Origin of the sequence: Faecalibacterium prausnitzii, from assembly GCF_003324185.1 — a bacterium.
Lineage (GTDB): Bacteria > Bacillota > Clostridia > Oscillospirales > Ruminococcaceae > Faecalibacterium > Faecalibacterium prausnitzii.
In genome coordinates this window covers 94,746-111,565 of the sequence record NZ_PXUP01000006.1, presented here as the reverse complement: position 1 = coordinate 111,565, position 16,820 = coordinate 94,746, and the positions used below count along the sequence as shown (strand labels likewise).

Annotated in this window: 15 protein-coding genes; 8 read left to right on the top strand and 7 right to left on the bottom strand. The window is 56.9% G+C overall.

Annotation, left to right across the window (positions count from 1 at the left end; all coding sequences use genetic code 11):
• Positions 1-3 precede the first annotated feature (3 nt).
• Both C7J97_RS05715 and C7J97_RS05710 read right to left on the bottom strand, forming a co-directional pair.
• Entirely contained in the window at positions 4-2,211 is a 2,208-nt protein-coding gene (locus C7J97_RS05715; protein WP_113993154.1) for a glycoside hydrolase family 2 protein, read from the bottom strand.
• An 81-nt stretch (positions 2,212-2,292) separates the two neighbouring features.
• Positions 2,293-3,783 carry an MFS transporter gene (locus C7J97_RS05710; protein ID WP_113993153.1) on the bottom strand — a complete coding sequence of 497 codons (1,491 nt, stop codon included), beginning with the start codon at positions 3,781-3,783 and terminating at the stop codon, positions 2,293-2,295.
• Positions 3,784-4,019: 236 nt separating this feature from the next.
• Here C7J97_RS05710 and C7J97_RS05705 point away from each other — a divergent pair, with 236 nt between their 5' ends.
• Entirely contained in the window at positions 4,020-5,321 is a 1,302-nt protein-coding gene (locus C7J97_RS05705; protein ID WP_113993152.1) for a glycoside hydrolase family 1 protein, read from the top strand.
• Positions 5,322-5,408: 87 nt separating this feature from the next.
• Complete coding sequence (locus C7J97_RS05700) at positions 5,409-6,608, top strand: helix-turn-helix domain-containing protein (RefSeq protein WP_112121966.1); 1,200 nt, start codon at positions 5,409-5,411, stop codon at positions 6,606-6,608.
• Positions 6,609-6,695: 87 nt separating this feature from the next.
• Here C7J97_RS05700 and rhaD read toward each other — a convergent pair whose 3' ends face one another.
• The 3 genes from rhaD to C7J97_RS05685 are packed head-to-tail and all read right to left on the bottom strand — an operon-like array spanning position 6,696 to position 10,121.
• Positions 6,696-7,523: a rhamnulose-1-phosphate aldolase gene (gene rhaD / locus C7J97_RS05695; protein WP_113998218.1), complete on the bottom strand. Its 828-nt coding sequence runs from the start codon at positions 7,521-7,523 to the stop codon at positions 6,696-6,698.
• Positions 7,524-7,542: 19 nt separating this feature from the next.
• Positions 7,543-8,802, bottom strand: coding sequence for an L-rhamnose isomerase (locus C7J97_RS05690; protein WP_113998217.1), 1,260 nt, complete (start codon positions 8,800-8,802; stop codon positions 7,543-7,545).
• Positions 8,799-10,121, bottom strand: a complete 1,323-nt coding sequence (locus tag C7J97_RS05685; protein ID WP_113993394.1) for a rhamnulokinase — start codon at positions 10,119-10,121, stop codon at positions 8,799-8,801. Before C7J97_RS05685 ends, C7J97_RS05690 begins: the two co-directional genes overlap by 4 nt.
• Before the next feature lie 318 nt (positions 10,122-10,439).
• On the opposite strand from C7J97_RS05685, the gene C7J97_RS05680 reads away from it, so the two are divergent.
• The 6 genes from C7J97_RS05680 (at position 10,440) to C7J97_RS05655 (ending at position 14,892) form a co-directional block, all read left to right on the top strand.
• Positions 10,440-11,315 (top strand): helix-turn-helix domain-containing protein, encoded by an 876-nt coding sequence (locus C7J97_RS05680; protein ID WP_113998216.1) that lies wholly within the window; start codon positions 10,440-10,442, stop codon positions 11,313-11,315.
• Positions 11,316-11,480: 165 nt separating this feature from the next.
• The gene (locus C7J97_RS05675; RefSeq protein ID WP_113992948.1) at positions 11,481-11,870 is read left to right on the top strand and encodes a C-GCAxxG-C-C family protein; all 390 of its coding nucleotides are present in this window, start codon (positions 11,481-11,483) and stop codon (positions 11,868-11,870) included.
• Between the two features lies 1 nt (position 11,871).
• A complete protein-coding gene (locus C7J97_RS05670; protein ID WP_113992947.1) occupies positions 11,872-12,321 on the top strand; it encodes a low molecular weight protein-tyrosine-phosphatase in 450 nt (149 codons plus the stop codon).
• A complete protein-coding gene (locus C7J97_RS05665) occupies positions 12,278-12,922 on the top strand; it encodes a pentapeptide repeat-containing protein (RefSeq protein WP_113992946.1) in 645 nt (214 codons plus the stop codon). The genes C7J97_RS05670 and C7J97_RS05665 overlap by 44 nt, the downstream gene beginning before the upstream one ends.
• A gap of 474 nt (positions 12,923-13,396) precedes the next feature.
• Entirely contained in the window at positions 13,397-14,125 is a 729-nt protein-coding gene (locus C7J97_RS05660) for a DUF5058 family protein (RefSeq protein WP_113992945.1), read from the top strand.
• 14 nt (positions 14,126-14,139) lie between these two features.
• Complete coding sequence (locus C7J97_RS05655) at positions 14,140-14,892, top strand: hypothetical protein (protein ID WP_015538175.1); 753 nt, start codon at positions 14,140-14,142, stop codon at positions 14,890-14,892.
• 305 nt (positions 14,893-15,197) lie between these two features.
• On the opposite strand, the gene C7J97_RS05650 is transcribed toward C7J97_RS05655, so the two are convergent.
• A complete protein-coding gene (locus C7J97_RS05650; RefSeq protein WP_113992944.1) occupies positions 15,198-16,046 on the bottom strand; it encodes a sugar phosphate isomerase/epimerase family protein in 849 nt (282 codons plus the stop codon).
• A gap of 95 nt (positions 16,047-16,141) precedes the next feature.
• Complete coding sequence (locus tag C7J97_RS05645) at positions 16,142-16,816, bottom strand: ABC transporter ATP-binding protein (RefSeq protein WP_005922379.1); 675 nt, start codon at positions 16,814-16,816, stop codon at positions 16,142-16,144.
• Positions 16,817-16,820: the final 4 nt, after the last annotated feature.

Here is a 16,820-nt window from a genome sequence, read left to right as displayed (position 1 = left end):
AGCTTACTCCTTGGCAATGCCCTGCAATACCCGGTTCAGCTGCTTGATGTCCTCTTCCGAAGCGCCTGCCTGCATCAGCATGGATTGAATGGTCATCCGCTGCATGGCACGCTCCATCATGGCCACCAGAGCCGGATTGTCCTTCACGGCGGCAGCCACATCTCCGCGGGAAGCAGCGGCCTTTTCCCGGATCTGCTTCAGGATGGGACCAGCTTTCGGGTCTGCCATGGCGGCAGCCATGTTGTCCTTGACTGACCAGCAGCTTTCGTCCAGCTCGCCGTCAAACCAGTTGGTCACGTTCTTGCGGTTGTCCATGGCGTAATCCGGGTTGGGGGCGTCCACCTTGTTCACCAGGATCACGCTGCTGTGCTCGCCGGAGCGTGCCTCAATGCTGTGCTTGCCGGTAATGGGCAGCTGGAAGGTGAACACTTTGTCGCCATGCTTGGTCTCCACCAGCTGACCGTCCTTGTACAGCGAGACCTCCGGCAGATTGGAGTAGACCTTGATCTCGGTCACATCCTCGGCGCGGTCCACATAGCGGCTGCCGCACAGGTGCACGAACGGCTCCTTGCTCCAATAGGCCTTGTAGAGATAGAAGGGGTCTTTTTTGATCTTGCGGTCAAAGGTGACAAGTCCCTTCTGGTTCTCGCCATGCTTGCCGCCCTCATCGCGTCCATCGGCGGCAAAGTCGAACATGTTCCACACATGGGTCGCCCACAGCCAAGGACGGTCGGCAATCATCTTAGCAATGTGCTCGTGGTAAACGCACTGGTAGCTCTCGGTGTAGTCGCCTTTTTCCGGGTGGCTGCTCTGGTACTGGGGGTTGGCATCTGCGCCATACTCCGAAAAGCCGATGCAGCGGTCAGGGTAATCGGTATGGTATTTGTCAAAGAACTCGTCGTTCTGCTCAAGGTCCCCCAGATACCAGCCGAAGTAGAGGTTGTAGCTGTTCACATCGGGAATTTCCAGAATAGGACTGGTGGTCTCCAGCATAAACACGTTTGCCATGGTGGTCTTGCGGGTGGGGTCCAGCTTGTGCGCCAGCTCGTTCAGCAGACGGTGGTTTTCCAGCAGATCCTCGTTGACAGCAGAAGCAGCGGTGATCTCGTTAGAAAGGCCCCACACGGCAATGCAGGGGTGGTTGTAGTTCTGGACGATCAGCTCTTCCATCTGGGTCAGGGTGTTGGCACGGCCGTTGGTCATGTGCATGGTGATGTAGGGGATCTCTGCCCAGATGACAAGACCCTTTTCATCGCACAGGTCGTAGAAATACTGTGCGTGCTGATAGTGAGCCAGACGGATGGTGTTGGCCCCGATCTCCAGAATGATGGAAATATCCTCCTCCATCATTTCGTTTGTCAGGGCATTGCCCGCACCCTTGCGGTCCTGATGGCGGGAAACGCCGCGCAGGGGATAGCTGCGGCCGTTCAGGATAAAGCCCTTCTGGGGGTCAAACTCAAATTTCCGGCAGCCGAACCGGGCGGAAGTTTCCTCGCCATTGCCCAGCTTGGCAGAGACGATGTAAAGGAAGGGGTCGTCCACGCCATCCCACAGATGGGCATCGTGCAGGGTGAAAACAGCCTTTGCAGTGCCGTTTTCCACCGGGGCGGTGATGCTCTGGCCTTCCAGCGCAAAGGCTACGCTCTGTGCGCCGACCACGGCAGCTTCCACGGTGACCTCGACGGTCTTGGTGGCAAGGTCGGTGACGATAGGGGTCACCTTCAGCGCCGGTGCGCCATTAGCGGGCAGGGCAAAGTGCTCTGCCGGGACGATGTGCAGGGTCATATCCCGGTAAATGCCGCCGTAGAAGGTAAAGTCTGCCTTCTGGGGGTACACGGTGTCGTTGTCGCAGTTGTCCACGGAAATTGCCAGCAGATTTTCCTCTTTGAGGTGGTCGGTCAGGTCCACCCGGAAGGTGGAGTAGCCGCCCTTGTGCTCGGCCAGTTTTTCCCCGTTCAGGTAAACGGCGGCGGTCATGGCTGCGCCGTCCAGCTGCAGAACAGCCTTGCCGCCTGCCGGGATGGCGGGCTTTGTCAGGGCCAGTGTATACCAGCAGGTGCCGCGGTAGTAATCGTTGCCGCCGTCCTGACCGTCCACCGCGTTCCAGGTGTGGGGCAGGGCAATGGCCTCGCCCATAACGGCGGCGGGGATGCCGGGGTTCTCCTTGGTAAAATGCCAGTTGCTATGATTCAGCAGGATGGTCTTGCTCATGGTAAAAACTCCTTTGTGAAAGATAGATAGAATCAGCAAAAACCGAAAGAGCGTATGAGCCTTTTCGGTCTTTGCAGGGTGTTACTGCATATGTTCTGCAATTACTTCACGGCGAAGAGCGTCTTTTTTATCTGCGATGCGCTTCTGGACGTTGACCATTTCCTCCTTGGTCAGGGGGCAGCCCACCATGGCGAGCAGGGTGACGACCCAGCCCAGCATCGGCAGACCGTACTTGATGGCAACGGTCATCCAGAAGATGCCGGAGGTGTAGGCATCCGTGGGCTGAGGCATGGTGGTGGTGTAGCCCAGAACGGCGACGGCACCGGTGGCGATGACGGCAGCCACCGAGGTGATGAGCTTGTCGATCAGGCTGTAAGTACCGGAGACTACCGCCGGGATGTAACGGCCGCTGCGGTCCAGCTCGTAGTCGATGGTGTCAGCCATGTAAGAGTTGTTGGAGGTGGTGATGCACATATTGGAACCGTTCTGCAGCAGGGTCAGCAGGACGTAAACGATCATGTTCCAGCTGCCGATCACACCGATCTGACGGGTGTCGGTAAAGATGAAGAACAGGATCAGCACAGTGGTGATGGTCATGCTGATGCAGGTCCAGGTCACGATGCCCTTCTTGCTGCCTTTTTTGCCCACATACTTTGCGCCGAAGGCTGCAAAGAAGATGGAGGGAACCATGCTGATCATGCTAAGGGTGGTAGCAAGACCCATGTTGCCGATGAGGATGCCGTTCAGCATCGTGTTGATGATGGCCTGACTGCCTACCTGCTGAGCCAGCTTATCGGAAGCGTTGGAGGCAATGTAGCACTGCAGGGGCTTGTTGTGCTTGAGCACCTCAAGAATATCCGCAACCTTCAGCGGTTCGTGATTTTTACTGATGCTATCAAAGTTTTCGGGCTTGTCGTAAGCGGAGATGCCAGCGCAGACGATCAGGGTGCCGATGCCGGCAATGATCAGGACGATGGTGCAGACGGTGCTGAGGAAGTCCTGATTAAAGGTGCCGCCGCACTTGGGCAGGATGACGGTGTAGATCAGCATACTCATGCCCATGGGCACGGCGTAGTTCAGTGCAGTGGTCCAGACACCGATGGTGGGACGCTGCCGGGGATCGTTGGTCATGATGGCAGGCAGGGTCTGGGCGGTCATGTTGGTGACGGTGTAGCCGATGATGTAGATAATGTAGGTCAGGGCAAACACCGGCAGGCCGAAGCCCTTGCTGGAGCACAGGTTGAACATGCACAGCAGGCCGACTGCCTCGATCAGGTAGCCGCTGATCAGCAGAACGCGCAGCTTACCGAAACGGGTGTTGACGCGGTCGTAGACGAATGCCAGCAGCGGGTCGGTGAAGCCGTCCAGAATGCGGGCCAGCATCAGGATGATGCCGACGGTTGCAGTAGTGATGCCGTAGCCGATACTGGCAGAATAACTTGCCATACCGATCAGGGAATAGACGCTCATGCCCACAAAGGCGTTGCAGGCGTAGCAGATGATCTGCCAGGTTTTGGCGCGGCGGTACTGGACGCCGTCTACCTCACTGGCGCTGGGTTTCTTTTGGAACATAATGATTTTTCCTCCTTTTTGTGTGAAACGGGTTCCGCTTTTCTTGACACCAGAATAACAGAATGCAATAGGTACTGCCAGACAAAAAATTGGAATTAAGGATAAAAATTCGTGCAGTTCTGACCACTCGACGAAAAATTTACCAATAACGTGAAAAATTATCCTTTTTGCTCCGCACAGACCTGTTACAATAGGCACAGAGAAAACACGGCTTCTGAATAAAAAGGAGAATCATCATGCAGAAATTTGAAAAAGGCTTTTTCATCGGTGCTGCAACAGCAGCCCATCAGGTAGAGGGTAACAATACCAACAGCGACTACTGGGCACAGGAGCAGCTGCCCCATTCCAGCTTTACGGAGCCCAGCGGCATTGCCTGCGACCATTATCATCGGTACGAAGAAGATATTAAGCTGCTGGCCGATGCCGGGCTGAACGCCTACCGCTTTTCCATCGAGTGGGCACGGGTGGAGCCGGAGGAAGGAACGTTCAATCCGGAAGCCATTGAACACTACCGCAAGGTGATCGCCTGCTGCAAAGCGCATGGTGTAGAACCGGTGGTGACTCTGCTGCACTTCACCAGCCCCAAGTGGCTTATCTGCAAGGGCGGCTGGGAAGCAGAGTCCACGGTCGAGGACTTTAAGCACTATGCAGCCTTTGTCATGGAGCAGCTGGGCAGCGAGCTGCATTATGTCTGCACCATCAACGAAGCGAATATGGGCTTGCAGCTGGCCGCCATTTCCAAGCGGTTCCGCCTGATGGCAGAACAGGCAGCCAAGAATGCCGCTGCTGCCGGAAAGTCTGCCGAGGGCACGGTGCAGGTGGGCATGAACTTCCAGAAGATGATGGAAAACATGAAGTATGCTGCCATGGAGAACGCGCAGGTGTTCGGCACACCCCAGCCGCAGATCTTTGTCAGCGAGCGCACCTCGGAGGGCGACCTGCTGGTGCTGCGTGCCCATGCAGCCGCACGGGATGCCATCAAGGCCATCTGCCCGCAGGTCAAGGTTGGCCTGACCCTTTCTCTCCACGACTTGCAGGCACAGCCCGGCGGCGAAGCCTTTGCCGAGGCCGCATGGCAGGAGGAGTTCACCCATTATCTGCCCTACATCAAAGAGGATGATTTCTTAGGTGTGCAGAACTACACCCGCACCCTTTACGGCCCGCAGGGGCAGCTGCCGGCACCGGAGGGCGCAGAGCTGACCCAGATGGATTACGAGGTTTACCCGCAGGCACTGGAGCACGTTCTCCGCAAGGTGGCAGAGAAATTCAAGGGTGATCTCATCGTCACCGAAAATGGCATTGCCACCGCCGATGACACCCGCCGTGTGGCGTTTATCCGGCAGGCACTGGACGGCGTGCAACACTGCATTGCCGACGGCATCCCGGTGAAGGGCTACTTCCATTGGAGCCTGATGGACAACTTTGAGTGGCAGAAGGGCTATGCCATGCAGTTCGGCCTGATCGCCGTGAACCGTGAAACCATGGAGCGGACCGCAAAGCCCAGCCTTGCGGTGCTGGGGGAGTATTGCAGAGCTTGAGAGGGGGCTCCGGGCATCGGTAGAAAAAACGACGAAAGTATGATATACTATTTCTATCAATGAGTCAATGAGCCGGAGGGGTTACACATGGATGTTCTCCAGAATATGATGCTGTTTTCCGAGCTTGTCCAGTGCGGCGGCAATGTTTATACATGGTGCTATGATGCAAAGGGAAAGCTACTACGGAGCAACTGCCCGGACGAGGCCTTTCTTGCCAGCGCATTTGAGCTGTTCGGCTGCAAACAGCGGATGCTGGAGCATGGGAACCGGGACGATGTGCCCGTTACCTTGGGGACGGCATTGGGTCTTTTGTGGGGCGCAGCCTTTGAAAAGGAAGAGGGGAAACTGAAGCGTGTCTGGGTCATCGGGCCGGTGTTCCATCGGGATGTGACAATGCGCGGGATCGAGGAAGGGCTGAAATATTACAGCAAGCTGGAGATCAGTGTGGCATGGACGATCCAACTTTACAAAGCCCTTGAAAAAGTTCCTACCCTGCAAAACACCATTATGAACCGCTATCTGCTGATGATGCACTACTGCCTGACCGGGCAGCGGCTGGAGTTGAGCGATGTGAACAGCAGTGCAGCACAGGACGAACGGCTGAAAAGCGATGCGATTCCCCATGACCGGTATAAAATCTGGATGGCGGAGCAGGGAATGCTGCAGATGGTCCGCACCGGAGATATGAATTACAAGCAGGCGCTTTCTAACTGTATGAGCATAAGTGCAGGTGTACCGGTGCAGAGCAGCGATGTGCTACGCCAGAGCAAGACCTCCATCATCGTGTTCACCTCTCTGGTCTGCCGTGCCGCCATTGAGGGCGGCCTGTCCCCGGAGGAGGCATATTCGCTTGGGGACAGCTACATTCAGACGGCAGAAGCGGCAAAATCGCTGGATGAGCTGGCCCCCCTTGCAATGATGATGTACGACGACTTTATCCGGCGTGTCCACAAGCATCGGACGAACCCGAACCTCAGTATGCAGATTCAGAAATGTGTGGATTACATCGAGATGAATCTGGACAAAAAGATCGTAGCGGAAGATCTTGCCGCCCTGGTGGGCTACACGGAATATTATCTCACCCACAAATTCAAGGAAGAAACGGGTCTGAGTGTGACGAACTATGTAAAGTTTGCAAAGGTCGAACGTGCGAAAGTTCTGCTGAAAAGTACACCGCTCAGCGTCCGGGAAATTTCCGAACAGCTTGGCTTTGCCACCCGCAATTATTTCAGCGCAGTCTTTCAGCAGGTCACCGGAAAAACGCCCATGGAATTCCGGGAAACATAAAGCAGAACAGGCATCCTGCGTTACCGTTTGGCGGTATCGGACGGGATGCCTGTTCTGCTATGATGAAGAAGAATGGAGAAAGATGGCTTAGTTGAGAAACTTCTCGTTCAGGGTCACACCAAAGTCGCGGGCGATGGCGCGCAGGTCGTCGTCGGTGATGGTCTGACGGATGATGCCGCCGCCCATGGAGAGCACCTTGACGTAAATTTCGGCACTCTTTTCGATGGTGTGGGCCAGACCAAAGGTGATGTCAAAGTCCGGGCCGGAGGCAAACAGACCGTGCTGTGCCCAGATGGCGGCCTGATAAGTCTTCATCAGCTCACTGGTGGCCATGGCAATGTCTGCCCCGCCGGGCACCATCCACGGGCAGACGCCCACGCCCTCCGGGAACACCACCGGGCACTCAGTAGCGCTCTGCCACAACGCACGGGTGAAGTCCCGGTCGGTCAGGGGCAGAATGTAGGTCAGGGCAATGACGTTGGTGGCGTGGCAGTGGTAGATAACGCGGTTTGCGCCATTGGTGGCGGCTTTGCGGACGCTGTGATTCATAAAGTGGCTGGGGAACTCACTGGTGGGCTTTGCGCCGCCTTCCAGACCCCAGACGATGCGCCAGCTGTCGCCCTTGCCGTTGATCTCCACAATGCCGATGCTGTGGACAGGGTCCGGCTCCACGTTGCGGAAAAACTTGCCGGAGCCGGTGGTAATGAAATACTCGCCCGCCAGATTGTCCGCCTGCACGCCCATGTTCACCCATTCGTGGGGCTGCGGGTAAAAGAAGGGGCGGCACTGGGCCACTTCCTCTTCCTTCATGCGGTAGGTCAGGTTGCCGCCGTTGCGCTCGTGCCAGCCCTGCAGCCAGCCATCGTTGCACATCCGCATAAAACCTTTGACAATTTCAATATCCAGAATACCCATCTTCAAAAACCTCTCTCATTCAAATGCGCTTGCTCAGCACGTTCTGCTCGTATTTCTTTACTTCCTCAAACCATGCGCCGTCCACCGGCACACCGTTCCGGCGGCAGTATTCGTCCCAGACCACGCCAAAGGGCAGGGTCTTCAGCTCCTCCTGCCGCACCATCAGCTCGGTGAACTGGTTGGTGTCCTGCAGCTCCTTCAGTACCGTATGCGGGGTGCACAGGGCAGACAGCAGCGCCTTTTCCACGTTGCGGAAGCCCACCGTCCATGCGGAGATGCGGTTGATGGAAGCGTCAAAGTAATCCAGTGCAATGTTCACCCGGCCGTCCAGACCGCCGCAGCGCACGATCTCCTTGCAGATCTCCTTCGTTTCATCGTCAAACAGCACCACATGGTCGGAGTCCCAGCGGATGGGGCGGGTGATGTGGAGGGCAATCTCCGGGAAGAAGGCCAGCAGGGCGGGAATCTTGTCGCTGACTACTTCGGTGGGATGGTAGTGGCCGTTATCCATCAGAGGAATGCACTTTTCCCGGTTGAAGGCGGTATAGCTCAGGGCAAACTCGGCACTGCCCACGGTGTACGCCTCCACACCGATGCCGAACACCTTGCTCTCGATGCAGGGCTTCACCAGCTTGAAGTCGTAAGGCTCGCTCAAAATCTCGTCGATGCTGGCCTTGTAGCGGTCGCGGGGACCTTTGCGATCCGCCGGTACGTCCTTGAAGCCGTCGCCCGTCCAGATGTTCATGGTGCAGGGCTGCCCCAGCTCCTCGGCCAGATACTGGCTGATGCGGATGCAGGCCTTGCCGTGTTCCACCCAGAATTTCCGGGTCTCCTCATTGGGGCTGGCAAGGGTCAGCGGGTCGCACTTGGGGTGGGAGAAAAAGGTGGGGTTAAAGTCTGCGCCCAGCCCTCTTGCCTTGCAAAAATCTACCCATTTTTTGAAGTGCTTCGGCTCCAGTTTGTCCCGGTCTACCCACGGGTTCTCCTCGTCAAAAATGGCGTAGGAGGCATGGAGATTGATCTTTTTGGTGCCGGGGCAAAGGGAAAGCACCTTGTCCATATCTGCCATCAGTTCCTCCGGGGTGCGGGCACGGCCGGGGTAGTTGCCGGTGGTCTGGATGCCGCCGGTCAGGGGCTTGGTGGGGTCGGTATCAAAGCCACGGACGTCATCTCCCTGCCAGCAGTGCAGAGAAATGGGCACGGTCTTTAACCGGGCAATGGCGGTTTCGGTGTCCACGCCAATGGCGGTGTAGCGGGCTTTTGCTTCTGCGTAACTCATACGGTTCCTCCTTTAGAAATGCTCATCTGAATCTTCAAATTGCCGATGGCGGTGGCCTCGATGGGCAGAGCCACGACCTGTTTTCCGGTATAATGGGCGGTCAGCTCGTTCAGGGTGGCGTTCTTTGCGCCGCCACCTGCGATGTAGAGTTTATCCCAGTGCTGCCCGGTCACAGCCTCCATCTCACGATAGGCTTCCCCGTAGCAGTACGCCAGCGAGTGGTAGATGCTGTTGATGAGGTCGGCATCCGTGGCAGGGGCTTCGCCGGTCTCGGCAAGAGCCGTGCGAATCTCTGCGCGCATATCCTGCGGGGCAGAGAAGCGGGCTGCGTTTACATCAAAAATGCGGGTGTAGGTGCTGGTCTTGGCCAGCTCCACCATCTCGGCAAAGGAGATGCCCAGCTGCTTTTGCACGCACTGGATGATCCACAGACCCATGATGTTTTTTAGGTAGCGGATGTACCCCACGCCGCCCTCGTTGGTAAAGTTGGCGCGGCAGCTCTTCGGGCTGGTGATGGGCTTTGCCAGCTTGACCCCCAGCAAACTCCATGTGCCGGAGGAGAGAAACGGTGCATCGCCCTGCTCCATGGGGATGCCCTCCACGGCGCTGGCGGTGTCGTGGGTGGCGCACAGCACTACCTTGGTCTGTCCGCCCACCTCGGCGGCAATGTCCGCCTTCAACGGGCCCAGCACCGTACCGGGAGCCATCAGCTTGGGGAACATCGCCTCCGGCAAGCCCAAAGCTTTGAGAATCTCCGGGTCGTACTCTTTGGTCTGAGCGTTCACGAGTCCGGTGGAGGTGGCGTTGGTGTACTCCCGTGCCTTTACGCCGCAGAGCTTCCACAGCAGATATTCCGGGATCATCAAAAAGTCCTCGGCCTGCGCCAGCCGCCCGGCTTTTTTGTCGGCATACAGCTGATAAATGCTGTTGAAGGGCTGGAATTGGATGCCGGTGCGCCGGTAGAGCTGCGCGAAGGGCAGGATGCTGTGGACTTCATCCAGCACCGCCTGCGTCCGGCTGTCGCGGTAGGCGTAGACAGGGGAGAGGGGCTGACCGTTTTTCAGCAGCACATAATCCACCGCCCATGTGTCGATGGAAAGGCTCTCAATTTCCGGGAACTTTGCAAACGCTTCCCGGATGCCCTGCTTCACGTTGGTAAACAGGCTGTCGATGTCCCATTCCAGATGACCGTCCACCCACCGGACGCTATTGGGAAAACGGTACACTTCTTCGGTGCAGAGAACGCCGTTCTCCATCCATCCGACAATGTGCCGCCCGCTGGATGCACCAATGTCGATGGCAAGATAGTTTTTGTACATAATGCGCCTCCTGTGTGGCTTTGACTGCTACCAGTATAGCGGTAGAACACGGACGATTCCATCTGCAAAGGTGACGCATTCTTTGTGAAAAGTCTACTCTTGCACTGCAAAGGCTGGTGCGCTATACTGAACCTAGGGTGTATCTGAAAAGTCGAAAATTTAGTCTATTTCTACAAGCACAGCTGGATTTTGCGTTAAACAGCCTTGAAATCCACAAAGGATTCCTGCGGCTATTTGCCTTAAATCCCGCTTGTGCTTGCGAAATATTCGTCATTTTCTTTGTTTTCAGATACACCTCGGAAAGAGAGAAAACAGAAAATGCTGACCTACAACATGGATGTGACCCCGGAAAGCGTCTGGAAACGCACCACTCCCAGCGAAGCAGAGCTGGCGCAGCCCTATTACTGCACCGAGGCAGGGGTGTTCTACGCCCAGCAGCATTTTTCCACCGCCCGCACGGATAAAGAAAGCTATCTTCTGTTTTACACCCTCCGGGGTGCAGGGCTCATCGAGCAGGGGGAAAGCCATGTGGAGCTCCGCACTGGGCAGGCGCTGCTGCTGAACTGCCGCATCCCGCAGAGCTACTGCACCGCCCCGGGGCAAAGCTGCTGGCATCATTATTGGGTGCATCTGGACGGTGCAGGAGTCGCCGCCATGGAGCCGCTGCTGCTTCCGGGCAAAAAACTGACCCCGGTGCAGCTCACCGGGGTCAAGATACAGGAATATTTTGAAATGCTTTTGGGGCAGATGGAGCGCAGCACCGTGGACAGCATGGTGACCGCCGGGCTGGTGCTCCACGAGATGCTGGCGCTGTGCGCCCGGAGCATTCTTTCACAGGCCGAAGCCACCAGCGCGCGGCAGGTGATTTTGCAGGCAGCGGAGACCCTGCGCAAAAATTACCAGAAGGAGCTTTGCCTTGCCGACCTGCTGGCCGATGCCCACATGAGCAAAAGCTATTTTCTGCGGCTGTTCCGGCGGTATATGGGCACGACACCGTATAATTATCTGGTCAACTTCCGCATTACACAGGCAAAGGAACTGCTGGTTCTCACCGACCACAGCGTCAGCGAGATCGCGCAGAAGGTAGGCTTTGGCGATGCCAGCAACTTTTCCACCCGGTTTGCAAAAGCCACCGGGCAAAGCCCCCTGCAATACCGCAAAAGGGCGTTGAAGCCGCAGGAGGGCACAAGGTGAACAAAGGTTCTTGACCTTTTTGCCGGAGCTATGCTGTATGTGGTGGTGTAGGAACTGATCCCGGAAATAGGGCTTTATGGGGGCGGAATCTTTTCCGCAGGGGAAAAGCGTGGTATACTGAACGCAATGAACCGGAACGGATCAAAGAAAGATGAGGACTGTGAAATGAACATCAAAGAACGGGCAGCACAGGCTGCCGCATGGAAAGCTGCCGGACAGTGCAACTGCGCGCAGGCGGTGCTGAAAGCATTTGAGGATAAGCTGCCGGTGGATGCCGACACCCTGATGAAGCTGGGAGCAGGCTATGCCGCCGGCATGGGCTGCATGGAGAGCACCTGCGGCGCACTGATCGGCGCAGTGATGGTGGCGGGCGTTGCCACCGACGGCAAGGGCACGCCCCGCATTTCCAAGGAACTGCTGCAGAACTTTCAGGAAAAATGCGGCGCTACCATTTGTAAAGACCTGAAAGGTGTGGAGACCGGTGCACCGCTGTGCCCCTGCCCGGAGTGCGTCCGCAACGCCGTGCTGGCACTGGGCGAGGTGCTGGGGGAGTAAGATGAAAAAAGTCTTGTTTATTTGCCACGGCAATATCTGCCGCAGCCCCATGGCGGAATTTGTGATGAAGGACTTAGTGGAAAAGGCCGGGCTTTCCGCGCAGTTTGAAATTGCCTCGGCTGCCACAAGCACCGAGGAGATCGGCAACCCGGTCTATCCGCCTGCCCGGTGCAAGCTTGCGGAGCACGGCATCTCCTGCGCGGGCAAGACCGCCCGGCAGATGACCCGGCGGGACTACGAGACTTACGATTATCTTATCGCCATGGATCACAACAACCTGCGGAACATGGCACGGTTTGTGGGCGGCGACCCGGAGCACAAGGTCTCGCTGCTGATGGATCACACCCGCCGCCCCGGCGATGTGGCAGACCCGTGGTACACCGGGGACTTTGAAGCTACATGGCAGGATGTGCTGGAGGGTTGCACCGCCCTGCTGGAAAAACTGCGATAAAAAGGGGAAGGCTACGACAGAACGTTATTGCGAAGGTGAACGGTTTACCGGCCTGTCATTTGCAGGGGAAGCCTTTGAAAGCTGCGATTTTGCGGACTGCGTATTTGTGGACTGCTCCTTTTCAAAATGTGAGCTGGACCACACCACCCTGAACGAGTGTCGGTTCGTGCGGTGCGAGATCACCGGGCTGCGGAGCGTGTCCTCCTCAGTGCAGTCGCTGGATTTTGAGGACTGCCGCCTGCAGGAGATCGAGTGGGCATCGTTGCTGTCAAACGGCGCATTCCCGGACCCTATCCACACCCTGAAGGACTGCAGCCTGAAATACAACACCTTTACCGAAATGAACTTCAACCGCTTCGATTTTTCAAACGGAAACGAGATCGTAGGCTCCATGTTTGCCAAGTGCGAGATGCAACTGGCAAGTTTCAAGGGCACAGAGCTGCACGAAACGGAGTTCTACCAGTGCGATCTGCGCAAAGCGGATTTCCGGGACGCCACGGGCTATAAGGTGGATATTCTGGGCAGCCGCATGAAGGATGCCAGGTTCTCGCTGCCGGAGGCGGTAAATCTGCTGGCTGATTTGAAGATCAAGCTGTCCTGAACAGGGAGGGCAACAGCCACACCGCCATCAAGCGGAACTTGCAGAAGCCGGAAGGCGGCCAAGGCACAATACGATAAACGCAAAAGGGAGCTCTGCCCGGACATTGGTCCGGGACAGAACGCCCTTTTTTGCTTTGTGTTTCACGAAAAAAGACCTGATACACCGACAAGGACAAGGCAGAAAAACACCTTGCCTAGGTCTGCTGCTTTCGGCAGAACGACAGAAATTTTCTTTAAAATTTGTGCAATTTTCAACGGAAGCAAAGTGACCTGCAGTCAGCACTTTATTATTTTAACACGGTAAAGGCTTTTTGCGGCGTCTCCTGTCGGAAATGTATCCAAAAGCTGTTCGCGCTTTAGTCATACTCATTTGACAGAAACTGCTTTTTTCGGTATCTTGTCCGTATCACGAGGACGGCGGGCAGAAAATACCCGCTTTTTTTCGTTTATTCTGTATTTATAGGAAGGACAATCTATGGCAACCATGAAAGATATCATCCAGAGCCCGCTGCTGCTGGCGATGGTCATCGGCGGTCTTTTGTACATTTCCGCATTCTCGCTGGTCTACCTCAAAAAGGCCTACGACCACTGTTTGGAGTTGGGCATCACCCACAAGGAACTGAGCAACGTGATCAAATCCAGCCTTATATTTTCCGTCGTGCCCAGCCTTTCCATCGTGGTGGGTCTGTTCGTGCTCATTGCGGTGCTGGGCAGCGTGTGGGCATGGTGGCGGCTGTCGGTCATCGGTTCTCTGTCCTACGAGACTATGATCTCCAGCTCCATTGCGCAGGTGCTGGGCTACGCATCCTCTGCGGAAATGCTGGAAAGCGCCACCGGACGGCAGTTCGGCGTGGTGATGATCCTGATGAGCGTGGGTATGCTGAGCGGTTTCCTGATCCTGCTGCCCCTCGGCAAAAAGCTGTGCAAGAGCGTGGACCGCTCTGCAGCCGAAAACGGCGGCAGCACTTGGAAAAACGTGCTGTCCGGCGTGTTCATGCTTGTGATGTTCTCGGTATACATTCCCATTCTGCTGTTCACTGACAATGTGCAGGCTGCCGTTATGATCACCGGTCTTGTGATCGCCATTGGTGTGGGTGTGCTGGCAAAGCGCCCGGGGCTTGCATGGCTCAATAACTTCGTGATGGCATTCTCCATGCTGGGCGGTCTGATCTCGTCGCTGGCGTGGGTACGGATTTTCGGTTGAGGAGGGAAACGGACATGAGCAAAGCAAAGATTGAGACCAAAATGGACTCCTTCCAGAGCTGGGCGCACCGCTGGGGCCGTGTGGGTACTCTGATCGCCCTCATTTACATGGTGGCGCTGCCCTTTGTGGTGCTGGCTGCCTACGACAGCATCCCGTCTCTGGGCGAGGTGTTCAACGTGAACACCTTTTCCATCCTGCTCATCTACATCCCGGTGGGCTTTTCGGAAGCACTGAGCTACACCCCCATTCTGGGCTGCTCGGCCTATCTGGCCTTCATCACCGGCAACATTATGAACCTGAAGCTCCCGGTGGCAGCAAACGCCATGAACCTGACCAAAAAGCAGCCCAACACCCCGGAGGGTGAGGCCATTGCCTCGGTGGCTGTTGCGGTTTCCTCCCTGATGACGGTTGCCATCCTGACGCTGGCAGCGGTGTGCGCCTCCTTCATCAGCCCGGTGTTCGAGCTGCCCGCCGTCAAAACGGCCTCCGGCTACCTGCTGCCGGCCCTGTTCGGCTCCATGGCGCTGGGTCTGTTCGCCAGCTCGTCCAGCGGCAGCAAGGTGGTCAAGGGTGGCATCAAGGGGGTGCTTCCGGTGCTGATCATCATGACGGTGCTCTCCCTCGCCGCACGCCTTGCGGGCTACGGTTCCGTGCTGGGCGGACTTGTGGGCATCTTTATCATCGTGATGCTGCCCATCGGCATCCTGACTTCCTATGTGTTGTGGAAGAAGGGCAAGATCCAGGTAGTGGACAAAGAGCAGAAGTAAAGCAATCGGAACGGTCTGGATCCTGTATGGTACAGGGCTCAGGCCGTTTTGCTTTCATTAGGGGGCAGGGGTGCCTACTCCGCACCTTTCGAAAATTGACAAATAATTCTCAATTTTAGTATTCTCAACGAGGCCATTGAGCAGATCAGCTTTCAGGCTGTGAAGGCCCGAGCCTTTGCCGCTGGCAGATAAAGGCATAGAATAACAAAAAAGTCTGAACTGAGGCATGAGCCACCGGTTCAGACTTTTTTCATACTATGAAAACACCAGCTGCTGCGGATAGCAGCGTGCAGTTCAATTTGTTATCAGCACTCGTCGTACTGTTTTTGCAGATATTGCAGGCACTGGACTGCGTTTTCCGGGGTGGTGTTCTCCAAGGTGGCGAACACATAGGGCTTCTGTTCCTTGGCAAACCGCAGAATGGTGCGGTAGTCGCCCATACCGCCCTGTCCGGCACCGGTGGCAGCCAGCTGCCCGTCGGCGTCCTGCAGCAAAAAGTCCTTGAAGTGGATCATGGCCACATCCTTGCCCAGCAGCTCAATGGTCTCGGCGAACACTTCCTCCCGCTGGTCTACGTTTTCCATGTTCAAAAGGTTCACCGGGTCGAGCAGAATCTGCAGATTGGGGCTGCCGATCTCGTCCAGCACGGTGCGGGCGCGGCGGGCGTCATACACAATGTGTCTGACCACCGGCTCAATGGCAATGGTCACGCCGTACTGCTCGGCGCAGCGCACCACCGGCTTGAAGTTCTTGATAAAGGTAGCAAGGGCGGCATCGCTGCGGCACTCCGGGCAGAACTTGTACTCCGCGTTGGGTGCACCGGTCTCGGTGCCCACCATGCCGCAGCCCAGCAGGCTGGCAAAGCGGATATGCGCATAGTACTTTTCCTGAATGGCGTGCAGGGCAGCCGTATCCGGGTGCGCCAGATTCAGGTAGTTGCCCAGCACCGCAATGTCCAGCTCGTTTTTGGCAAACAGGCGGCGCAGATAGGCCGCGTAGCCGGGGGTGAGGGCAGAGGGGGTGTTGGGCACCTCCTTCAGGGATTTGCTCAGCGCCAGATGCACGCAGGAAAAGCCCTTCTGGCGTACCAGCGGCAGCACCTGTTCAATGGGCAGCTTTTCTGCATCGTGCAGACGTAGACCGAATTGGATCATGCTTGGTTCCTCCTTTTGTTCCGGGGCGTGTTTTCTCTATTATACAACAAGATCCGCCATTCGCAAACACCCGGACAGAGAAAAAAGTGCAGGTTTTATGCTTCTTCGATCCGGCCATCCTGCATCCGCAGCACCCGGTCTGCCTGCGCCGCAAGCCCCTGGTCGTGGGTGACATACACAACGGTCTGGTGCTGCTGTGCGGCTGCCTCCCGCAGCAGGCGGAATACCTCCACGCTGTTCTGGTGGTCCAGGTTGCCGGTAGGCTCGTCTGCCAGCACGACCGCAGGGCGGGTGATCAGTGCCCGGGCAATGGCGGCGCGCTGCTGCTGCCCGCCGGAAAGCTGGGTGGGCTGGCGCTGCAGCAGCGCGGTCAGCCCCAGCTGCCGGGTAAGCAGGGCAAGGTATTCCTCGTCCGGCTCCCGTTTGTCCAGCAGCAGCGGCAGCAGGATGTTGTCCCGCACCGTATACTCCGGCAGCAGGTGGAATGCCTGGAACACGAACCCCAGCCGCGTACGGCGCAGCCGGGCAAGTGCGGCATCCGGCAGCGCATACAGATCCTGCCCTTCCAGCAGTACCTTGCCGCTGGTGGGGGCATCCAACCCGCCAAGTGCCTGCAGCAGGGTAGATTTGCCGCAGCCGCTGGCCCCGATGATGGCGGTAAACCTGCCCTGCTCGATCTCCACATCCACCCCGCGCAGGGCGTGGGTGGCACCGGTGCCGGTGCCGTAGGTACGGGTCACAGCCCGGGCTTCCAGTACGATCTCTCTCATCGCG

Coding starts and splice junctions, on each gene's coding strand:
- C7J97_RS05710 (WP_113993153.1), bottom strand. CDS start 3,783: ATGTTCCAAAAGAAACCCAGCGCCAGTGAGGTAGACGGCGTCCAGTAC.
- C7J97_RS05660 (WP_113992945.1), top strand. CDS start 13,397: ATGGCAACCATGAAAGATATCATCCAGAGCCCGCTGCTGCTGGCGATG.
- C7J97_RS05650 (WP_113992944.1), bottom strand. CDS start 16,046: ATGATCCAATTCGGTCTACGTCTGCACGATGCAGAAAAGCTGCCCATT.
- C7J97_RS05690 (WP_113998217.1), bottom strand. CDS start 8,802: ATGAGTTACGCAGAAGCAAAAGCCCGCTACACCGCCATTGGCGTGGAC.
- C7J97_RS05665 (WP_113992946.1), top strand. CDS start 12,278: ATGTGCTGGAGGGTTGCACCGCCCTGCTGGAAAAACTGCGATAAAAAG.
- rhaD (WP_113998218.1), bottom strand. CDS start 7,523: ATGGGTATTCTGGATATTGAAATTGTCAAAGGTTTTATGCGGATGTGC.
- C7J97_RS05675 (WP_113992948.1), top strand. CDS start 11,481: ATGAACATCAAAGAACGGGCAGCACAGGCTGCCGCATGGAAAGCTGCC.
- C7J97_RS05685 (WP_113993394.1), bottom strand. CDS start 10,121: ATGTACAAAAACTATCTTGCCATCGACATTGGTGCATCCAGCGGGCGG.
- C7J97_RS05715 (WP_113993154.1), bottom strand. CDS start 2,211: ATGAGCAAGACCATCCTGCTGAATCATAGCAACTGGCATTTTACCAAG.
- C7J97_RS05655 (WP_015538175.1), top strand. CDS start 14,140: ATGAGCAAAGCAAAGATTGAGACCAAAATGGACTCCTTCCAGAGCTGG.
- C7J97_RS05645 (WP_005922379.1), bottom strand. CDS start 16,816: ATGAGAGAGATCGTACTGGAAGCCCGGGCTGTGACCCGTACCTACGGC.
- C7J97_RS05700 (WP_112121966.1), top strand. CDS start 5,409: ATGGATGTTCTCCAGAATATGATGCTGTTTTCCGAGCTTGTCCAGTGC.
- C7J97_RS05705 (WP_113993152.1), top strand. CDS start 4,020: ATGCAGAAATTTGAAAAAGGCTTTTTCATCGGTGCTGCAACAGCAGCC.
- C7J97_RS05680 (WP_113998216.1), top strand. CDS start 10,440: ATGCTGACCTACAACATGGATGTGACCCCGGAAAGCGTCTGGAAACGC.
- C7J97_RS05670 (WP_113992947.1), top strand. CDS start 11,872: ATGAAAAAAGTCTTGTTTATTTGCCACGGCAATATCTGCCGCAGCCCC.